Genomic DNA, 18,802 nt, shown 5'->3' with positions numbered 1-18,802 from the left:
ACACAAATCAATTCATTAACCTAACCAAAATCCCCCTTTTTATTATGAAACACTTTATTTGTGCCCTTTTTGTGGCAGCAACACTTATTTCTTGCTCTAAAGATGAAGAAGGAAGCCAAAAAATCTACCAAAAAATAGCTTTGGATATTACAGACGCCCAAAACTTGGCAGTCATGAATCCTACATCAAGTTTCGGAAGAAATGGCAACGATGGTACCGCATCCCTTTACAAACTTACTACCAATGGTAATTTTGAAGAGGTTTCCTTTATCAATGCAGACGGCACTTCATTGGATGAAGGCGCCACGAATACCCAAATAGATGTCAACAAAATTATTGACCTAAACCCTGAATTTATCGTTTTAAACGGCTATTTTAAAGTCTATGACACTATTGGCAACACACAAGAGTACAACTCCCTATTGGTAGGAAAAAATGATGGTGCCATTTACAATTTTGAAATAGGAAACCCTTTAGCACAACCACCGATGGATACTCGTCACTTTTTAAACAGCAAAAGCTATGACATGGACAGTAATGACAACATCTATTTCCCTGGATATTCAGAAGAATTCTACAAACTTAACCTTAGTAGCTTACCCACCCCTTCATATACAGATATTGGACTGAGCGGACAAAGCATATTGTTCTATGACATAGATCAACAAGGAAATATTTACTATAATCAAGATCAATTAAAAGTACTTAAAGCTACTGGGGGCGTTGAAGTTATTAGCGAAAATCAAGTTGACTTCTACTGGGTTGGTAAAAATAACAACCTATATTATCGTGAATATGGGGATTCTACCTTTTATATGGTTGATAGCTCTACAGGAAATTTTGATTCAACTTATTCATTTACCGGACCTAATTTAAACACTTATTCTAACAGCTTCTATTTTCATGTAGACAAACCTAACTCAACCCTATTCATAAGCGTTAGTCACACAAATGGATTTCATTATGAATTTTCGGAAGACACTAATACCTTTACTGAAATAGAATTGCCGTACAATCCCGAAGCCATCATCCAAACAGAGGAAACCTTGTACATGTACAATGGCACTAATGTTTACAAAATGAACCTAAGTGATAATTCTTATGAGATGATTTCATCCAATGCCTATGAAATCTACACCATGAGTCTTGACCAAAATGACAAACTATTATTTAGTGGCCTTAGATACAGCGATGGTAAAAAAGTGATAGGTGAAATGAGCACTACAGGAGATGTGACTATTATTGAGGAAGAAATGGACACAGAAGCGGTATCCTTGGTAAGACTGGATTAATCAGCAAACAAACATTCAGCATAAAAAAGAAGGCTCCAACTATTTGAAGCCTTCTTTCTTTAATATATACAACAACTATAAATATTCTCTTTACTTCGGTTCCATCATCTTTGATGTCCACCCAAAGGATTCCGCGATTCCATCATATACAATTTCACCTTTGACAATGTTCAATCCTTTAGACAATGAAGCATCTTGTTTACAGGCCTCTTCCCAGCCCATATCTGCCAATTTCAACACATAGGGCAAGGTGACATTGGTCAGTGCCATTGTAGAAGTATAAGGTACTGCTCCCGGCATATTGGCCACACAGTAATGTACAATATCGTCTATAATAAACGTAGGGTTTTCATGAGTAGTAGGTTTGGTAGTTTCTATACAACCGCCTTGGTCCACCGCCACATCAATTAACACCGTTCCTGGGCGCATCTCCTTCAACATGTCCCTCGTAATCAATTTAGGTGCTTTTCCTCCTTTTATCAGAACCCCTCCAATAATCAAATCATGGGTTTTGATGTGCTTTTTAATATTGTAGACACTTGAAAATTCTGTCACCACATGATTGGGCATGATGTCATTTACATAGCGCAAACGTTTCATATTAATGTCCATAATGGTAACATGGGCTCCCAAACCAGCCGCCATTTTAGCAGCCTGCACCCCCACAACACCTGCGCCCAACACCAACACCTTGCCCGGAGGTACGCCAGGCACACCACCTAGCAACACCCCTCTTCCCTTAATCGGTTTTTCCAAATACTTTGCCCCCTGCTGAATGGCCATTCTTCCGGCAACTTCAGACATTGGAGTCAATAATGGCAAGGAACCATCTTCATCTTCTACGGTTTCATAGGCAATACATACCGCTTCACTTTTCAGCATCGCCAAAGTCAGTTGTTCACTCGAAGCAAAATGGAAATATGTAAAAATAATTTGATTAGGCTTTACCAAAGGATATTCGGAAGCAATGGGCTCCTTTACCTTTACAATCATATCGCTTGACGCATACACTTCTTCAATGGTATCCAAGATAATGGCTCCCACTTCCAAATAATCTTCATCAAAAAATCCACTTCCTTCGCCGGCAGTGGATTGCACATAAACAGTATGATTTCTATTGATTAATTCAAACACACCAGCGGGGGTCATGCCCACCCTACTTTCGTTGTTTTTAATTTCTTTTGGAACGCCAATTTTCATGGTATCGAAGGTTTTAAGGTTATGATGGACTTAAAGATACAAGGAATCTACGAAAGCATATAAATGAAAATCAGGTTTTTGGGATTTTTATAGAATCCTCAAAAAGTGGATTCTATTTAAAGGATTTTTTAATTGAAAAGGAATGCCATTTTTATCAGTTCGTCATTTCGAGTGATTAGTTGGGATACCAATCACAAACAATTCTATCGAGAAAAAGAACTGAAACTAGTAAATGTTCTCGATACAAAATTCTTTTCAAGAATTTCACTCGAACTGACGGTTAGGAATACTTCAAAAAAATTTCTCGATACAGATTTCTTGCAGAAATCCACTCGAACTGACGATTGGGATACTATTAAAAAAAAGAGGCTCCGATACGAAATCGAAGCCTCTCAACTATATCACATTAGACCAATTAGCCTACAATGTTCACAATCTTTCCATGTACAATAATAACCTTTTTAGGGGTACGTCCCTGCAACTGCTCTTGGGTTTTCTCATGAGCCATCACCGTTTTCTCGATGTCTTCCTTGCTCATATCCAAAGGCAACTCCAAAGTAAAACGCATTTTACCATTGAAGGAAATAGGGTAGTTTTTACTACTTTCCACCAAGTGCTTTTCATCAAACACAGGGAAGGCTGCGGTAGAAATACTTCCTTCATTTCCTAATTGGCTCCAAAGTTCCTCTGCAATATGTGGCGCATAAGGAGAAATCAACACCAACAAAGGTTCCAATACTGCTTTGCTGGTACATTTTTGGGCAGTCAACTCATTTACAGCAATCATAAAAGTAGACACCGATGTGTTGAACGAGAAATTCTCGATATCTTCTTCTACCTTTTTAATGGTTTTATGAAGCGTCTTTAAGTTGTCCTTGGTGGCTTCGCTATCGGTTACTTTTAGGGCATCATTCTCTAAGAACAATTTCCAAAGTTTCTTTAGGAAACCATGCACACCTGTAATTCCCGCCGTATTCCAAGGTTTGGCCTGCTCCAATGGCCCAAGGAACATTTCATACAAACGTAAACTGTCTGCTCCGTACTCCTCACAGATATTATCTGGATTTACTACATTGTATTTGGACTTGGACATTTTTTCAACCTCGCGACCTACTTTATATACCCCATCTTCCAATACAAACTCTGCGTCCTTAAATTCCTCTCTCCAGTTTTTAAACGCTTCAACATCCAATTCATCTGAAGCGTTTACAAAAGATACATCCGAATGGATTGGCTGTACTTTTTGCCCTTCAATTAATCCTTTTGACAAGAATTTATTTTCACCTTCAACTCTATACACAAAAGCCGAAGTCCCCAAAATCATTCCTTGGTTGATCAACTTTTTAAATGGTTCTTCAACCCCTACATACCCACGATCCTTAAGGAACTTGGTCCAAAAACGGGCATATAACAAGTGCCCTGTGGCGTGCTCGCTTCCACCAATATATAGGTCGACGTTTTCCCAGTATTTTAAAGCCTCTTCGCTTGCAAAGGCTTCACCACGTTTGGCCGCTTCTTCCATATAACGGAAGAAATACCAAGAACTCCCAGCCCATCCCGGCATGGTGTTCAATTCCAAAGGAAATACCGTCGTGTTGTTTATGTTACCGTTGCTTACCACCGTGTTGGTTTCGGTACACCAGGCCCAAACATCGGCGCGACCCAATGGCGGCTCCCCAGTTTCTGTTGGCAAGTACTTTTCAACTTCCGGCAAGGTGATTGGCAAATGTGCCTGATCAATCATTTGTGGCATGCCATTCACATAATACACTGGGAACGGCTCCCCCCAATAACGCTGACGGCTAAATACCGCATCGCGCAAACGGTAATTGGTTTTTCCATTACCTTGACCAAGGGCCTCCAATTGTTCGATGACCTTTTTGGTAGCGTCTTTATAATTCAATCCGTTTAGGAAATGGCTGTTGGCAATAATGGTGGCTTCCTTATCGGCAAAAGCCTCCTCGGAAATATCCACGCCTTCAAAAATATTAGGAATCTCAATATTGAAATGCTTCGCAAAATCATAATCGCGCTGATCTCCACAAGGCACGGCCATTACCGCCCCTGTTCCGTAGCTGGCCAATACATAATCGCCAATCCAAATTGGAATAGGTTCTTTACTGAACGGGTGCTCTACATAAGCCCCTGTAAACACTCCAGAAATGGTCTTTACATCGGCCATACGCTCACGTTCGCTACGCTTTGCTGTCGCTTCAATGTAATTGTTCACCGCTTCTTTTTGATCATCGGTTACGATTTTTGACACCAAGTCGTGCTCTGGTGCCAAGGTCATAAAGCTCACCCCAAAAATGGTATCAGGACGTGTAGTGAACACCTCAATCACCTCATCATGACCATTTACATTAAAGGTGACGCTAGCCCCAACCGACTTCCCGATCCAGTTGCGTTGACTTTCTTTTAGCGAATCCGTCCAATCGATAGTTTCCAAACCTTGCAGCAAACGCTCTGCAAAGGCAGAAATACGCATGCTCCATTGGGTCATTTTTTTACGTACTACAGGATGCCCCCCACGTTCGGACACACCGTTTACAATTTCGTCATTTGCCAAAACCGTACCCAAAGCAGGACACCAGTTCACTTCGGTTTCTGCCAAATAAGTCAAACGGTATTGCAAAAGGATTCCCTGTTGTTTTTCAGAAGAGAATTGGTTCCATTCTTCTGCTGAAAACGCTTCTATAGTATCATCGCATGCCGCATTGATATTTGCGTTCCCTTCCGCTGCAAATTTTACCACAAGGGTCTCTATAGGCTCTGCTTTGTTGTTGTCATAATTGTACCAAGACTCAAACAATTGGATAAAGATCCATTGTGTCCATTTGTAATATTCTGGATTGCTGGTACGCACTTCACGAGACCAATCGAATGAAAAACCAATTTTATCCAACTGCCTTCTATAGGTTGCAATATTGGTTTCGGTGGTGATGGCGGGATGCTGTCCTGTTTGGATGGCATACTGTTCTGCCGGCAAACCAAAGCTATCGTACCCTTGAGGGTGCAATACATTAAAACCCTTATGGCGTTTGTAACGTGCATAAATATCGGTAGCAATATATCCCAGTGGGTGCCCAACATGCAGTCCCGCACCACTTGGGTAAGGGAACATGTCCAATACGTAGTATTTGGGTTTATCGCTGTTGTTTTCGGCTTTGAAGGTTTGGTTCTTTGCCCAGTAGTCTTGCCACTTTTTCTCAATTGTATTGAAGTTGTATGTCATACCTATAATATTCTATTTTTAGTTCCCCATTCATTTTCTTTGCTTGTCCAAAGAAAACGAATCAAAAGAAAGGACTCTTTTGCGAGGAATTTTTCCCAATGTCAAACAGACATTGAAAAAACCCTTGTCAAAACTTCGCGTTCCGCTTTGCTTCACTACATTCGAAGTTTTGCCAACACATTCTGCGCAAAAGGTTTCGATGCTCCGCATCGATTTGGTTTTAAAAGCGCAAATTTAAGCTTAATATAACAATGTTGAAAGTTTAAACGTTGTAAACCTAAGGGGTATAGAATTCTTTTATATTTTTACGTCGCTAACAACATTACATATGAGCTCTTCTTTTGACAGATACCAAAAGCGCAAGTTAATTTCATCCTATTTTTCAGTGGTCATCAGTATTGCACTGGTACTGTTTTTATTAGGTTGTTTGGGCCTTTTGGTGTTGAATGCCAAAAAGGTGGCAGACCACTTTAAAGAGCAGGTGGTATTGACCATTTATTTGAACGATTCTGCCAAGGAAGTGGAGGTGAACCAACTTGAAAAGAGCCTTTCCATGGCTGATTACACCAAATCCATCACCTATGTTTCCAAAGAAGAAGCTGCCGAACTCATGAAAGCAGAGACCGGTGAGGACTTTATGGATTTTGTGGGTTACAACCCTTTGCAGAACTCCATCGACGTATACCTAAAGGCCGATTATGTTACCAACGCGACCTTAGATGAAATTACCGAAGAACTCTCTACCAAAGCTTTTATTGAAGAAATCCGTTACGACAACGACTTGGTAGAACTCATGAACGATAACGTAAAGAAAATCACCTTTTGGGTGTTGGTTATTAGCGGACTGTTTACCCTCATTGCGGTATTATTGATTAACAGTTCTATTAGGTTAGCCGTTTACTCCAAGCGTTTTATCATCAAGACCATGCAAATGGTTGGGGCAACCAAACGTTTTATTAGACGACCTTTTGTGTTGAAAAATGTTCAGTTGGGCATTATTGGCTCTATCGTTGCTCTGGCAGGAATGGCCGTAGTGTTGCATTACCTCAACAAAACCTTCCCAGAACTAGGCCTTTTAGGGCAACCAGTATTGATTGCCGCCTTGTTTGCGGCCGTATTTTTGATGGGAATTTTAATTACTTGGATCAGTACGTTTATTGCCACCCAACGTTTCTTGAACCTAAAAACAGACCAGTTGTATTATTAAACAACTTAAGGCCTAACACCACACCCTATGCATTGTACCCTTTGTGACAGCCAGCTCAACCAAAAGGCCGATGCCTATTATTTTATCTGTCATACCTGTGGTGCCTTTGTAATGGACAAGATCCACTACTTTACAGCCGAACAGGAAAAAGCCCATTACGAGTCCCACAACAACGATGTCAACGACCAAGGTTACCAAACCTTTACATCCCCAATTACCAATGCCATTTTAAAAGCACAGACTCCTGAGCATTTAGGCTTGGACTATGGCTGTGGCAGTGGTCCCGTAATTACGAAAATGCTTCGGGAACAACAGTATCAAGTACACCTGTTCGATCCCTATTTCTATCCTGATCCAGCTTACAAAAACCATCGTTACGATTATATTTTTAGCTGTGAAGTCTTTGAACACTTTTACAATCCCAAACAAGAGATTGCCCAATTGGTAGAGCTTTTACAACCCGAAGGCCGATTGTATATCATGACGCATTTGTACCAAGGCCATCCGGATTTCGACACTTGGTATTACCGCAAGGATGCCACCCACGTATTTATCTACACCGAACAAACCATGAGATATATTGCAGATACATTCAACTTGGCTATTGAGAGTTTAGTAGAACGAATGACGGTGTTTAAAAAACTATTATAAGGTACTGGAGTCCTATCATAGATATATAAGTTCAAGCCAACAAAACCATTTCTTATTCCTGCCAACCATCCCCTCCAAATTTACAGCTCCTTAACGCGAAAGTTTTAAATAAAACCGTTACTTTGCACTTGCCTAAAGTGCCTAGTAGTACAAAGGCCGTTGCCTAGGTTGTTGGCAATGCAATTTGTTTCAAAGAATTTTACAGCATATGGGAGCACAAAAGCAAAAAGAAACCAACAAACAAGACTTTCTTTTCGGGAAGAAAAACTACCAGTTCATGCTTATTGGCTTGGCCTGTATTGGCCTTGGATTTATTTTAATGTCCGGAGGTGGTAGTGACGACCCTAATGTATTCAACCCCGAAATTTTTAATTTCAGACGCATCCGAGTGGCTCCTACCCTAGTGCTTATTGGCTTTGCGATTGAAATCTATGCCATCTTGCTCAACCCACATAAAGCGCCAAAATCCAACAACTAGTTGAGGCCTTCGCCTTTCTGTTTGACATCCCATTATTGATATTTATACCGTATGGACATTATCGACGCCATCATCCTTGGAATTGTACAAGGGCTTACCGAATTTTTACCCGTATCCTCTAGTGGCCACCTCGAGTTAGGGAAAGCCATTTTGGGAGACAGTTCCATTCCTCAAGAAAGTTTAATGTTTACCGTGGTACTGCATTTTGCCACCGCCCTAAGTACTATTGTCGTGTTTAGAAAGGATATTTTGAGCCTATTGGAGGGTATTTTCAAGTTCCAATGGAACGAAGACCTTCAGTTTGCTTCTAAGATTGCCCTGTCCATGATTCCAGCTGTAATTATCGGGGTGTTTTTTGAATCGGAGTTAGAAGAACTTTTTGGCGGTAACATACTGTTGGTTGGCTGTATGCTATTGGTAACTGCCGCCCTATTGTTTTTGGCAGACCGTGCCCGAAACACCAACAAACCGGTAAGCTTTAGCAATGCCTTTGTTATTGGTATATCGCAGGCCGTTGCCATGTTGCCCGGTATTTCGCGTTCTGGAGCAACTATTTCCACCTCGGTACTGTTGGGGAACGACAAAACTAAAGCGGCCCGTTTTTCATTTTTAATGGTGGTGCCCCTTATCTTTGGAAAGATTGCCAAAGATGTCCTTGGCGGAGAATTGAGCTACGAAAGTTCCAACTTTACTGCTCTTAGTATTGGTTTTGTGGCGGCCTTTGTGGCGGGACTTTTTGCCTGTACCTGGATGATTGCCTTGGTGAAGAAAAGCAAACTTTCCTATTTCTCTGTGTACTGTGCCATTGTGGGCCTAATTGCCATTGTGGTGGCCTTAATGTAATTTGATTTTGTGATGATGACTGCTGAAGATTTTAAAGACGGACAAGTATTATTAATAGACAAACCCCTTACCTGGACTTCCTTTCAAGTGGTAAACAAACTGCGTTGGGAAATCAGGCATGCCCATAACATTAAAAAGATAAAGGTAGGCCACGCCGGAACTTTAGACCCTTTGGCCTCTGGGCTTTTGGTGATCTGTACCGGAAAAATGACCAAGCAGATCAACACTTTTCAGGCACAGATAAAGGAATATACCGGCACCATTGTGTTGGGCAGTACCACCCCTTCCTTCGATTTGGAAACCGAAATTGATGCCACCTATCCAACCGACCATATTACCGAAGCCCTAATCCATGAGACCACCAAAAGCTTTCTGGGCGATATCGAGCAATACCCACCTGTATTTTCGGCCATAAAAAAAGACGGAAAACGTTTGTATGAATTTGCCAGAGCTGGTGAAGAGGTAGAAGTAAAACCAAGAACCATTAATATTTCTGAATTTGAAATCACCCGTATTGGGGAGAACGAAGTCGATTTTAGAGTAGTATGCAGCAAAGGAACTTACATTCGTTCCTTGGCGCACGATTTCGGGAAAGCCTTGAACTCTGGAGGTCACCTCTCGGTATTGCGCCGTACCAAGATTGGCGATTTTGATGTGGCCAAAGCCCTCACCCCGGAAAATTTTATAAAGACCCTAGTTTCGGAATAGTTATTACAAACACAACAGGAACAGCGATCGGCTAGCATATAGCTAGTTCGTGTAAGCACACGGCTGATTTTCCGAAGGAAAATCAGTATAATAAATATGTGAGAAGTTTTAGATTGACACAGAAGTGAGCATTAATTATATACGGTATTGGCAGCTGACATTATTTCTGATAATTTAATTTTAAGTTCTTTAGGATTTAAGTTTCTACTGATAATTTTCCCATTGACGTCAACTAGGTAATTGTCAGGAACAGCACTAATTCCGTAAGCTAATTTAGCTAAATTATGAGTACCTTTTAAGTCACTTAAATGTATCCAAGTTAAACTATCTTGTTCAATCGCTTTAATCCAATTGTCCTTTTTATTGTCAAGTGAAATAGAAATAATTTCAAACCCTTTATCTTTATATTCATTATAAACTTTTACTAAGTCAGGATGAGTTTTTCTACAGCCACCACACCATGATGCCCAAAAGTCCAACAATAATACTTTGCCTTTAAAATCTGATAGTTTTATTTTTTCAGAGTTAGGTGATTCCATTTCAAAATCAACAAAATTATCGCCAATTTTCAAGTTTTTATTTAACTCAATAAATTGGGCAATTAGTTGTCCATATTCCGACTGTTTTACGGAATCGCTAAACGAGTTATATAAATTTATAACATCTTGTTTTTTTATTCCTGTAATGTTTTTTGAAAGATAAAATGCACTTAATGTGCTTTTTGGGTGATTCTTTATGAAACTTAATTTTAGGCTATCAACTTGCTCATCAGTCATTGAATAACTTAATGAATCTATATTACTAGCTAAATTTTGGGTTTCTGAACCTGTTACTATTGCATTTCTAAAAACGGAATTACTTGCGTCAAAAAGAATTTCATTATTTTCTAACCAAATCTTTTTAGCATCTTTATAATCTTTAGTATAAATTACAGATTGTAATGTGGAATGTGGTAATTTAGTTGTGAATTGAAAAGAGTTATTTTCAATAACAGTTGAGTCAATAATTATTCTGTCTTCGAATTCCTGTTCTAAATTGTATTCAAGATAAACTTTCTCTCCATTTTCTAAAAAGCTTGTTTTACCTATTAATTCAAATTGAGGTTCTAGAGCTTTCTCCTTATTGCAGGAAATCAGTATTATTAGACTAAAACAAAAGATTAAGGGATTTTTCATTTACGTTTGTTGGTTTTACTTGCTGCTAACATACATATATAACAGCATAGCTTCCAATAGCTATTGTTATTTTTTTGATTTCATACTAAATTAACGGCTACTTGTACGGCATTTTAGCCAAAAATAGACAGGTACGAAAACGCTCCTCTGTAGCCATTTTCATCGAATTTATGCTCTTTTAATCCATTTTAGTTAAATTAACGTATATATTTATGCACTCAAGTCGCAAATTTGGAATTCATAGAAAAACATAAAGCCTTAATTATCACCGCGCTCATTACGGGAATTGTGGTGATGATGCTCTTTAGCTTTCACATAACAAAGCAACAGGCCACCATCTCCGAAAGCTATTATGAAATGGAACCGCCTACCCCAGAGGAAATTGAAGAACTCAAGGAACTGGAAGCCCTAGAAAAGGCCTTGGGCAAAACTACTAACCAAGCGTACAATGAAGACCAAGAGTTTAAGGACATGATGAAAAACTTCAAGTCGATGAACGCCAACGATTTTGAAAAAACCACCCAACAATTGGAGGAAGCCTCCCCAGACATGGAGACCAATGATGTAGTAACCTCCAGCAATACCTTTAACGGCTCTGGCGACTATAGTGTAAACCAAGATGAATTGGAACGCTATAAAAAGGCCAAGGACATGTTGGCCATGAAAACGGCAGACAAGAGTGAGAAAAATGCCAATAACAACCCTTTAAGCACCTTGACCTATTCCTTAAAAGGTCGTGAACTTTTAAGCAACGAAACCCCGCGTTACCTGTGTGAGGAAAGCGGTAAAATTGTAGTGAATATTACAGTTAACAATACAGGCGAAGTAACCGATGCCTACATTAACAAATCCTCAACTTCCACCAACCAATGCCTTTTGGACCACGCTTTGGAGTACGCAAAATCGGCACAGTTTGATAATGGCAATCTCTCAAGCCAATTGGGGTCCATTACTTTTTATTTTAAGGGGAAGTGATCAACAAGGACTTAGCATGTAAACAATTATTGCATCTGGATTCCTTAAAATTAATATGAAAAGATAATTTCTTCCATTAATCATTCTCACCCTTTGTTGTAATTCTTTTCAAGTAGATGAACTCGAAAAAACTATAGTTGCCTATCAAGATTTACCCACTGAGGTAAAACAACAAATACTCAAGGTTAGCTATATTGAAATAAATGAACCTAAGAGATATGTAAAAAAGACAAAAAAAGAGTTACTTTTCCCATGGATTTATAATGTAATTTTTGAAAGAGTTAATGACGGTAAAGTTTTTAAAACTTCAGGTATAAAAGGAGAGCATGGAAGTACATATGTAATCTATGACGACTTTTTGTATATCCCTAATCACTACAATATTTACCCTTCCGATAGTTTATCCTATTTGTTTACTCGTTTTGATTTAAAGTAAACCATTTTACAATAAACCATAAGACACCCTCTAAATACTAAGAGATTACCTTACCAATATTTTTCCAAATTTATTTAGAAACCAACTACTTTTTTCCCGCCCCTATCCGTCACTTCGAGTGATTGGCCTACATGCTAATGCAGGACAATAGTATCGAGAAGCGCTTTACAGTCCCAACCCATCTAGCAAACTCAAAACACTCCTCCTCATCGATTAATCACCTAACATTAACTCATTTACAAAAATTATTTCACATTTGCAATAGTGTGACGTCTTATGACTGCTTATGACGTGTTATGACCGCTTATGACTACTCTTGACGCTTAATGACTGCTCAACCCATTTTTATAGGGGGTATGTTCGAGGATGGTTCGAGGTTTCTTCGAGAATGCCTCGAGGCAATTTGGGCAGGAGGCACCCCTCCCCGAACAAAGGCTAAAGCAAGCCCTAATCACAGTGCACACTAGAGTTTGCAAACTACAACAAGCCCTAAAACGGGCTTCACTCCCAAACAAAGGCATCTATGTAGCTATAAGATTACAAAATGCAAGTAAAAACTCGAGGGATATGGTGGAAAAGAGTATATTTAGGGGAGATGAAAACCAAGAAAGCCTTGCGTAACAATTGGATTGGTGAGACTACGGTAGCTAGACCTTCAAGGTTTTTAAAACCTTAAAGGTCTGATAGAAACGATTAGTTTGGTAAATTTTAAAAAGATTAAATGACTAAAGAAAATATTTTATTGGTATTATGGATCATCTTCGGATTTATATTCATTACAGGAATTGATGCCATTCTAAACTTTGTTTGCTACCTAATCTACTTTGCGCAATTGGAAGCAGGGATTCCTTTAGGCATCATAAACTATTCCATGCCTATAATTACGTTACTGTTATATCTATCCACGACTTTCCTGATGTTAAAAAACATTAAACTAGACACAAATTTAAGTGGTATTTATCTGACTCGTTTTCCCAAGAGATTGTTTATTGTACTAGGAGTAATTTCCATATTTTTAATACCAATTACCAGCAAATTATCAGGACTATACACGGAACGCCTAACAATAAAAGACACAGTTTATAATAGTTATGAATTTCTTGCAACTTACGGCTGGTTGACTTCAGGTATTTATTTTTCAAGATGGATTATTTTAATCGTCTTGACCATTATCTTTCTAAAAAAATTAAAACTGATTGAGAACCTCAACTAAACGCAATACCCAGACACGAGCATGGGTTAACAAAAGCACCCTTGTTTATTAACATTAATTCCCTTTAGATGAAATACATTCGATACATTTCAATTGCTATTGCAATCCAAATACTTTCATGTGGACAGGTAAAACATGACCCCCATCAAGATGACTTGCAAGCCTCTGAGCACTATAAAAAAAATTCTTTACAAACAAAAAGCAGTGCTATTCCATTAAATACCCCCCACGTTACAGACACCACGATACTTGTTGATTATATCTCGAAGTTTGAAAATCATAAGGATTATCACCTCCCTTTAAGTTTAACTTCTAATTACACAGATGAACTATGGGAGCAACTACATAAGGCTTCTACTGGAATTGTACACAAGGGAGATTTGGAAACAATATATGAAATGCCAGATAGTATTATCAATGTACATTTTTCAACAACAGGGATCGACCGCTTACTATTAATTAACTCCCAACAAGATGTATTTGACACCATTTACAGAAATAAATATAAGTTCTATGATGCCTCTATAGAATCTTACTATGTAGCTAGCTACGAAATTAAGGAAGCCCAAGATGACCCTATAATTGCCATATCCACAAATAAGGATCTTACAGGTTTACTTAACAAATCGCCTGAAACCATTACAAAAGACAGTACAGAAATGAACTATAAAAGCCTTATTAGTAAAACATACAACACTATCTTTTCAGAATCTACACTTATTCACAATAAAGATACTATCTCAGTTGTTTCCTCAGGTAGTTACCCAAAAAGTACCTACAGTGTATTTTTAATACAAAACGGAATGATAAAGGACTCCCTAACAACTGAATATTTAGCTATTGAGGACATGAAGCCTATTCCTTTAGCAACCGATAAGGAATTGACATACATCTATTCCGGTTTCCAACCAGATACCGATTGGTATTGGAATGGATTGTTAGCGATAGATATTAAAAATTGGAAATTAAAAACATTCACTAAAAATAGAATAAATAGATAAACATAAGCTAAAGAATTAGCAATGATGCTTTGCTATTAAATAAGAATGAAAAGAACCAGAAAACTATTAAAAAAGGAAGCCTTTACTTTTGCTTTTAGTAACTTTAAGGATTCATACTAGGTATTATGCCCAATATTTATCAAGCAAATAGTCATGACATTAACTGCTCTTCAACCACGCACCATCATTAAAGACACCCCTAAACTGGAAAGGGCCTATATTAAATTTGAAAAACTCCTTAACGAACTGCAAAAAAGAGACCTTCCAGAAGCTATTGTAAATACCATCAACACCCATATTGAAGCCCTAAACGCACTACCCGACAATGAAAAAACCTTGCGAACGCAACTAAAAAAAGGCCTGAAAAAGATTGTAACATTATTGGAGAAAGAATTGCAATTAGTCCCAAAAATTATTACCAACAGAAATGGATGGCTATTGGAATATCTGTTTTTGGGATTCCACTTGGGGTGGTTTTTGGCACAAGCCTTGGAAATATGGCTTTTTTAGGTATTGGACTTCCTATTGGCATGGCTATGGGCATTGCCGTCGGTTCAGAAAAGGACAAAAAGGCTCAAGCCGAGGGAAGGCAACTTGATTTGGAATTGAAATATTGAATACCTAACTTTTCAAACCTGTTTATTCTCTTAAATTACAGCAACCAACTTAACCCTATACTTATAGCTTGAGACTCCTAAAAAACCTTTTGTTATTCCAAAAACCACATTTCTTTCTAGCCTATGCCATTGCCATTGCACTAGGGCTTTTGTTTGGAGGGGAGCCAGCAACCATTGGATGGTGCTTTTTGTTTACGGCTCCGAAGATGCAATTCTTCTTCTACGACCTTAAAGACAAACAACAGTACTATTATTACTACAATCTAGGTTTGAGCAAGCGCACCCTCTGGGGGTCGACCATTGGTATTTGCTTGATCAACCTTGTAATACTGTCGATATTATGAATCATTTACATATAGACAGTGTTTCAAAAAGTTATGACACAAAGGTCATCCTAAGTGATGTGTATATGTCCTGTAAAAAAGGGGAGACGGTTGGTTTGATTGGACGCAATGGCTCAGGTAAATCTACCTTGCTCAAAATTATTTTTGGTATCGAAAAAGCCGATTTTAAATTTGTAAGGGTAGGCGAAAACATAATCAAATCCGTTAAATACGGTAGAGGCCTTATCAATTACCTGCCTCAGGACAACTTCTTGCCCAACAATGTTTCCGTAAAGTATTTGATCCATTTGTTTCTTGAGAAAGCACATAGAGAAGCAGTACTTGAAAACGAATACATACAACCTCTACTAAAAAAGCAGAATCAACAGTTAAGCGGTGGCGAAAAACGCATTGTTGAAATTTTGCTGATGGCACATTCCAATGCAGACTTTGTGTTGTTGGATGAACCCTTTAATGGTCTTAGCCCGATAATGAAAACCTATGTTATTGAGTACATCAATGGACTGAAATCGTCCAAAGGCTTTATCATCACAGACCACGATTATGAAAATGTTATCCAATTGGCAGACCGTATTATGTATTTACAAAACGGTTTCCTAAAATCAATACAGGACCTCAAAGAACTGGTAACCTTGGGATATATGTCTGAAGGTGTCTATGAGCAGGTATCCTCCTTTCAACAATCCTAATAAAACTAAAAAAACAACCATTTATTTCGAATTTCATTCTACAGGGAATTGTTTATAGCTTTCTGAAAAAGTTGAATCCTTAGCAATTTACTTTTAGAAGAAACTTGTTTATTTTGATTTCAATATCTAATTTAGGGTCAACAATTTACTGCATATCAAACTTTTAATTATTTTACAAACTTTAAGAAATCCATTTATTCTTTTACCAAAGGGGTAAATTACAATTCAACCATTTAACAGTTTTAAAATGCAGCATCCATATTAACCATAACAATTAACGCCAGCTGTAATATGTTATTCAATTCGTTTGATTTCTTATTATTCTTTCCAACAGTATTTATTCTCTATTGGAGCTTGAACAGAAATTTAAAAGCTCAGAACATCCTGTTGCTGGTATCAAGCTATATATTTTATGCCTGGTGGGATTGGAGATTCTTGTCGTTGATTGTCATTAGTTCAATAATCGATTTTACAGCTGGAGCAAGAATATTTAACGTTACTACTCAAAAGGGCAAAAAGCAATGGCTTTTAGTGAGTTTAATAGCCAATTTAGGCTTACTGTCTATTTTTAAATACTACAACTTTTTTGCAGAATCGTTCACAGACTTAGTTAGCTCTTTTGGCTGGCACCCCAATGATTTAACATTAAATATCATCCTTCCGGTAGGCATTAGCTTTTATACCTTCCAAACCTTAAGTTATACAATTGACATTTACAGAGGGCAGTTTCAACCTACTAAAGATATTATTGCCTTCTTCACCTATATCGCATTTTTCCCTCAGTTGGTTGCCGGCCCCATAGAAAGGGCTTCTAACCTCTTGCCCCAAATTGAGAAACAACGCAGTTTTAAAAAGGAATGGTTTAACGAAGGAGTAGTACAACTATTAATTGGGCTATTTCGAAAGATTGTAATTGCAGATAGTTTGGGAGCTTACGTGGACATGGTTTATGGAGATGTAGGGATTTATAATTCAACCACCATCCTATTAGCAACCTTTTTATATGCCTTTCAAATCTATTATGACTTTGCAGGTTACTCCGATATTGCCATTGGAACAGCAAAACTAATGGGCTTCAAGTTTAACCAGAACTTCAATCTCCCCTATTTCTCCAAATCCATCACCGAATTTTGGAGAAAATGGCACATGTCGCTTTCCTATTGGTTACGGGACTATCTGTACATTTCCTTAGGCGGCAATAGAAAAGGCATAAAAATCACCTATCGCAACCTCATGTTAACCATGCTTTTGGGAGGCCTCTGGCATGGAAGCTCCTGGAATTTTATTATATGGGGAGGTATTCATGGTTTGGCCTTAAGTATTGAGAAGTTGATAAAATCCAATAAGAAATTAAAACTGCCCAATAGCTTAGACTTTTTGGGATATTTCAGCACTTTTTCAATTGTTCTGTTGTCTTGGATTTTTTTTAGGGCTCAAGATTTAGGTACTGCGTTTATGGCTATTTCAAAGATTGTGCACTTTGATTTCTCAGCGCCTTTTATTGGCAACAGTAATTTGGTTACAAATGCCCTAATTATGCTAACCATAGGATTTCTTTTTGACTTATTCTTATTTAAAAAACAGATTCATTTAGAAAGCTTTGGATCTCAATTTAGCGCCGTAAAAATTTCAATCATCTCCACTATCATCATTACCCTGATTAACCTATTTTATTCTACTTCCAACAATTTTATTTATTTTCAATTCTAGTGATAATGAATCCTGCAAACGTTACATATATCGCCAAAACATTTCTTATGACCCTTGTCATTTCTTTCTTGATTGACAAATTAATATTTGTTACTCTTAATAAAATTAGTGATAAGGTTTATACAGGTCAAAAGGTTGGAAAACTAAATCAATACCTTCTTCAAAAGGATGATTTCGACTTTATTGTTTTTGGAAGCTCAAGAGCCAACCACAACATTGATCCAAAAAAAATATCCAACAAGGGCTTTAATATGGGAATTGACGGTCAAAAATTAGCCTATTCAGGAACGCTCATAAAGCTTTTACAAAACAAAAAAGAACAAACATTGTTATTACATATTGACCCTGAAAACGCCTTTAATGAAGCCTACCTAGGAAATGATATAAAAGCATTATTATTAAAATATAACAGAAATAATATCGTAAAAACAGAAATAGACAATTTAAAACAAAATAACATTCTTCAAAAATATTATTGGAGTTTGAGTTACAATGGATCTGTGATTGCCATTTTAAAAAACTATTTCAAACCAAATTACGATTATAGAAGCTATTTTGGCTATGACCCAATTCATGTAAGCGAAACCCAAAGAGAGATTTTCCAGAATATTCTTCAAAAAAATGACACAGTTCTTAATTGCAAATATGAATTTAAATTAAACAAAATCTACAAAGATTATATAGATGAATTAAATACATTTTGCAAAGCCAATAACAAACACCTCATTATTTTTACCTCTCCAAAATTTTCCGATAAGTGCAAGAATGACAATAAAGCATTAAGTCAAGTTTTGGACACTAGAAACATTCCTTATTTCGATCTCACAGATTTCTTCAACAACGACAATGCCGTTGAATATTGGAAAGACAAGGAACACCTGTCAAGTAAAGGTGCTGAATTATTTACTGAGAAAATTAAAGGATTGTTTCATGAAAATTATGCACTCTTAAGAACCAAAAACACCTCTTTAAAAGACTTAAGGCAATAGTACCTATAACTACAAAAAATAAGCCCCACATCACTGCGA

At 37.7% G+C, this 18,802-nt stretch carries 17 protein-coding genes; 14 read left to right on the top strand and 3 right to left on the bottom strand.

Translation table 11 applies throughout. From position 1 onward, the window contains the following. The first annotated feature begins 44 nt into the window (after positions 1 to 44). Positions 45 to 1,292, top strand: a complete 1,248-nt coding sequence (locus ZA06_RS08455; RefSeq protein WP_053976929.1) for a hypothetical protein — start codon at positions 45 to 47, stop codon at positions 1,290 to 1,292. Between the two features lie 90 nt (positions 1,293 to 1,382). On the opposite strand, the gene ald is transcribed toward ZA06_RS08455, so the two are convergent. Both ald and leuS read right to left on the bottom strand, forming a co-directional pair. Beyond that, entirely contained in the window at positions 1,383 to 2,492 is a 1,110-nt protein-coding gene (ald, locus tag ZA06_RS08450) for an alanine dehydrogenase (RefSeq protein WP_053976928.1), read from the bottom strand. Between the two features lie 415 nt (positions 2,493 to 2,907). After that, positions 2,908 to 5,727 carry a leucine--tRNA ligase gene (leuS, locus tag ZA06_RS08445; protein ID WP_053976927.1) on the bottom strand — a complete coding sequence of 940 codons (2,820 nt, stop codon included), beginning with the start codon at positions 5,725 to 5,727 and terminating at the stop codon, positions 2,908 to 2,910. A gap of 328 nt (positions 5,728 to 6,055) precedes the next feature. Here leuS and ZA06_RS08435 point away from each other — a divergent pair, with 328 nt between their 5' ends. From ZA06_RS08435 to truB, 5 genes are all read left to right on the top strand, one after another. After that, positions 6,056 to 6,934: a cell division protein FtsX gene (locus ZA06_RS08435; protein ID WP_053976925.1), complete on the top strand. Its 879-nt coding sequence runs from the start codon at positions 6,056 to 6,058 to the stop codon at positions 6,932 to 6,934. A gap of 27 nt (positions 6,935 to 6,961) precedes the next feature. After that, the gene (locus ZA06_RS08430) at positions 6,962 to 7,585 is read left to right on the top strand and encodes a class I SAM-dependent methyltransferase (protein WP_053976924.1); all 624 of its coding nucleotides are present in this window, start codon (positions 6,962 to 6,964) and stop codon (positions 7,583 to 7,585) included. Positions 7,586 to 7,793: 208 nt separating this feature from the next. Then, entirely contained in the window at positions 7,794 to 8,063 is a 270-nt protein-coding gene (locus ZA06_RS08425) for a DUF3098 domain-containing protein (RefSeq protein ID WP_053976923.1), read from the top strand. 51 nt (positions 8,064 to 8,114) lie between these two features. Then, positions 8,115 to 8,906: an undecaprenyl-diphosphate phosphatase gene (locus ZA06_RS08420; RefSeq protein ID WP_053976922.1), complete on the top strand. Its 792-nt coding sequence runs from the start codon at positions 8,115 to 8,117 to the stop codon at positions 8,904 to 8,906. A 12-nt stretch (positions 8,907 to 8,918) separates the two neighbouring features. Then, positions 8,919 to 9,614 carry a tRNA pseudouridine(55) synthase TruB gene (gene truB, locus ZA06_RS08415; RefSeq protein WP_394332247.1) on the top strand — a complete coding sequence of 232 codons (696 nt, stop codon included), beginning with the start codon at positions 8,919 to 8,921 and terminating at the stop codon, positions 9,612 to 9,614. Between the two features lie 131 nt (positions 9,615 to 9,745). Here truB and ZA06_RS08410 read toward each other — a convergent pair whose 3' ends face one another. Further along, complete coding sequence (locus ZA06_RS08410; RefSeq protein ID WP_053976920.1) at positions 9,746 to 10,789, bottom strand: TlpA disulfide reductase family protein; 1,044 nt, start codon at positions 10,787 to 10,789, stop codon at positions 9,746 to 9,748. A gap of 231 nt (positions 10,790 to 11,020) precedes the next feature. Here ZA06_RS08410 and ZA06_RS08405 point away from each other — a divergent pair, with 231 nt between their 5' ends. The 8 genes from ZA06_RS08405 (at position 11,021) to ZA06_RS08365 (ending at position 18,763) form a co-directional block, all read left to right on the top strand. Next, the gene (locus ZA06_RS08405; protein WP_053976919.1) at positions 11,021 to 11,764 is read left to right on the top strand and encodes an energy transducer TonB family protein; all 744 of its coding nucleotides are present in this window, start codon (positions 11,021 to 11,023) and stop codon (positions 11,762 to 11,764) included. A gap of 1,157 nt (positions 11,765 to 12,921) precedes the next feature. Beyond that, the gene (locus tag ZA06_RS08395) at positions 12,922 to 13,413 is read left to right on the top strand and encodes a hypothetical protein (protein WP_053976917.1); all 492 of its coding nucleotides are present in this window, start codon (positions 12,922 to 12,924) and stop codon (positions 13,411 to 13,413) included. Positions 13,414 to 13,481: 68 nt separating this feature from the next. Next, positions 13,482 to 14,414 carry a hypothetical protein gene (locus tag ZA06_RS08390; protein WP_053976916.1) on the top strand — a complete coding sequence of 311 codons (933 nt, stop codon included), beginning with the start codon at positions 13,482 to 13,484 and terminating at the stop codon, positions 14,412 to 14,414. Between the two features lie 153 nt (positions 14,415 to 14,567). Beyond that, the gene (locus tag ZA06_RS08385; RefSeq protein WP_053976915.1) at positions 14,568 to 14,924 is read left to right on the top strand and encodes a hypothetical protein; all 357 of its coding nucleotides are present in this window, start codon (positions 14,568 to 14,570) and stop codon (positions 14,922 to 14,924) included. A 175-nt stretch (positions 14,925 to 15,099) separates the two neighbouring features. Further along, complete coding sequence (locus tag ZA06_RS08380) at positions 15,100 to 15,375, top strand: hypothetical protein (RefSeq protein WP_157503157.1); 276 nt, start codon at positions 15,100 to 15,102, stop codon at positions 15,373 to 15,375. Continuing rightward, positions 15,372 to 16,064, top strand: coding sequence for an ATP-binding cassette domain-containing protein (locus ZA06_RS08375; protein ID WP_053976913.1), 693 nt, complete (start codon positions 15,372 to 15,374; stop codon positions 16,062 to 16,064). Before ZA06_RS08380 ends, ZA06_RS08375 begins: the two co-directional genes overlap by 4 nt. Positions 16,065 to 16,418: 354 nt before the next feature. After that, the gene (locus ZA06_RS08370; protein ID WP_240472225.1) at positions 16,419 to 17,774 is read left to right on the top strand and encodes an MBOAT family O-acyltransferase; all 1,356 of its coding nucleotides are present in this window, start codon (positions 16,419 to 16,421) and stop codon (positions 17,772 to 17,774) included. A 47-nt stretch (positions 17,775 to 17,821) separates the two neighbouring features. Next, positions 17,822 to 18,763 (top strand): hypothetical protein, encoded by a 942-nt coding sequence (locus tag ZA06_RS08365; protein ID WP_157503155.1) that lies wholly within the window; start codon positions 17,822 to 17,824, stop codon positions 18,761 to 18,763. Positions 18,764 to 18,802: the final 39 nt, after the last annotated feature.

The sequence above is a fragment of the Mangrovimonas xylaniphaga genome (assembly GCF_001280435.1).
Lineage (GTDB): Bacteria > Bacteroidota > Bacteroidia > Flavobacteriales > Flavobacteriaceae > Mangrovimonas_A > Mangrovimonas_A xylaniphaga.
Note: the sequence above shows the minus strand (reverse complement) of the source record. Positions and strands in the feature narration are given on the sequence as shown.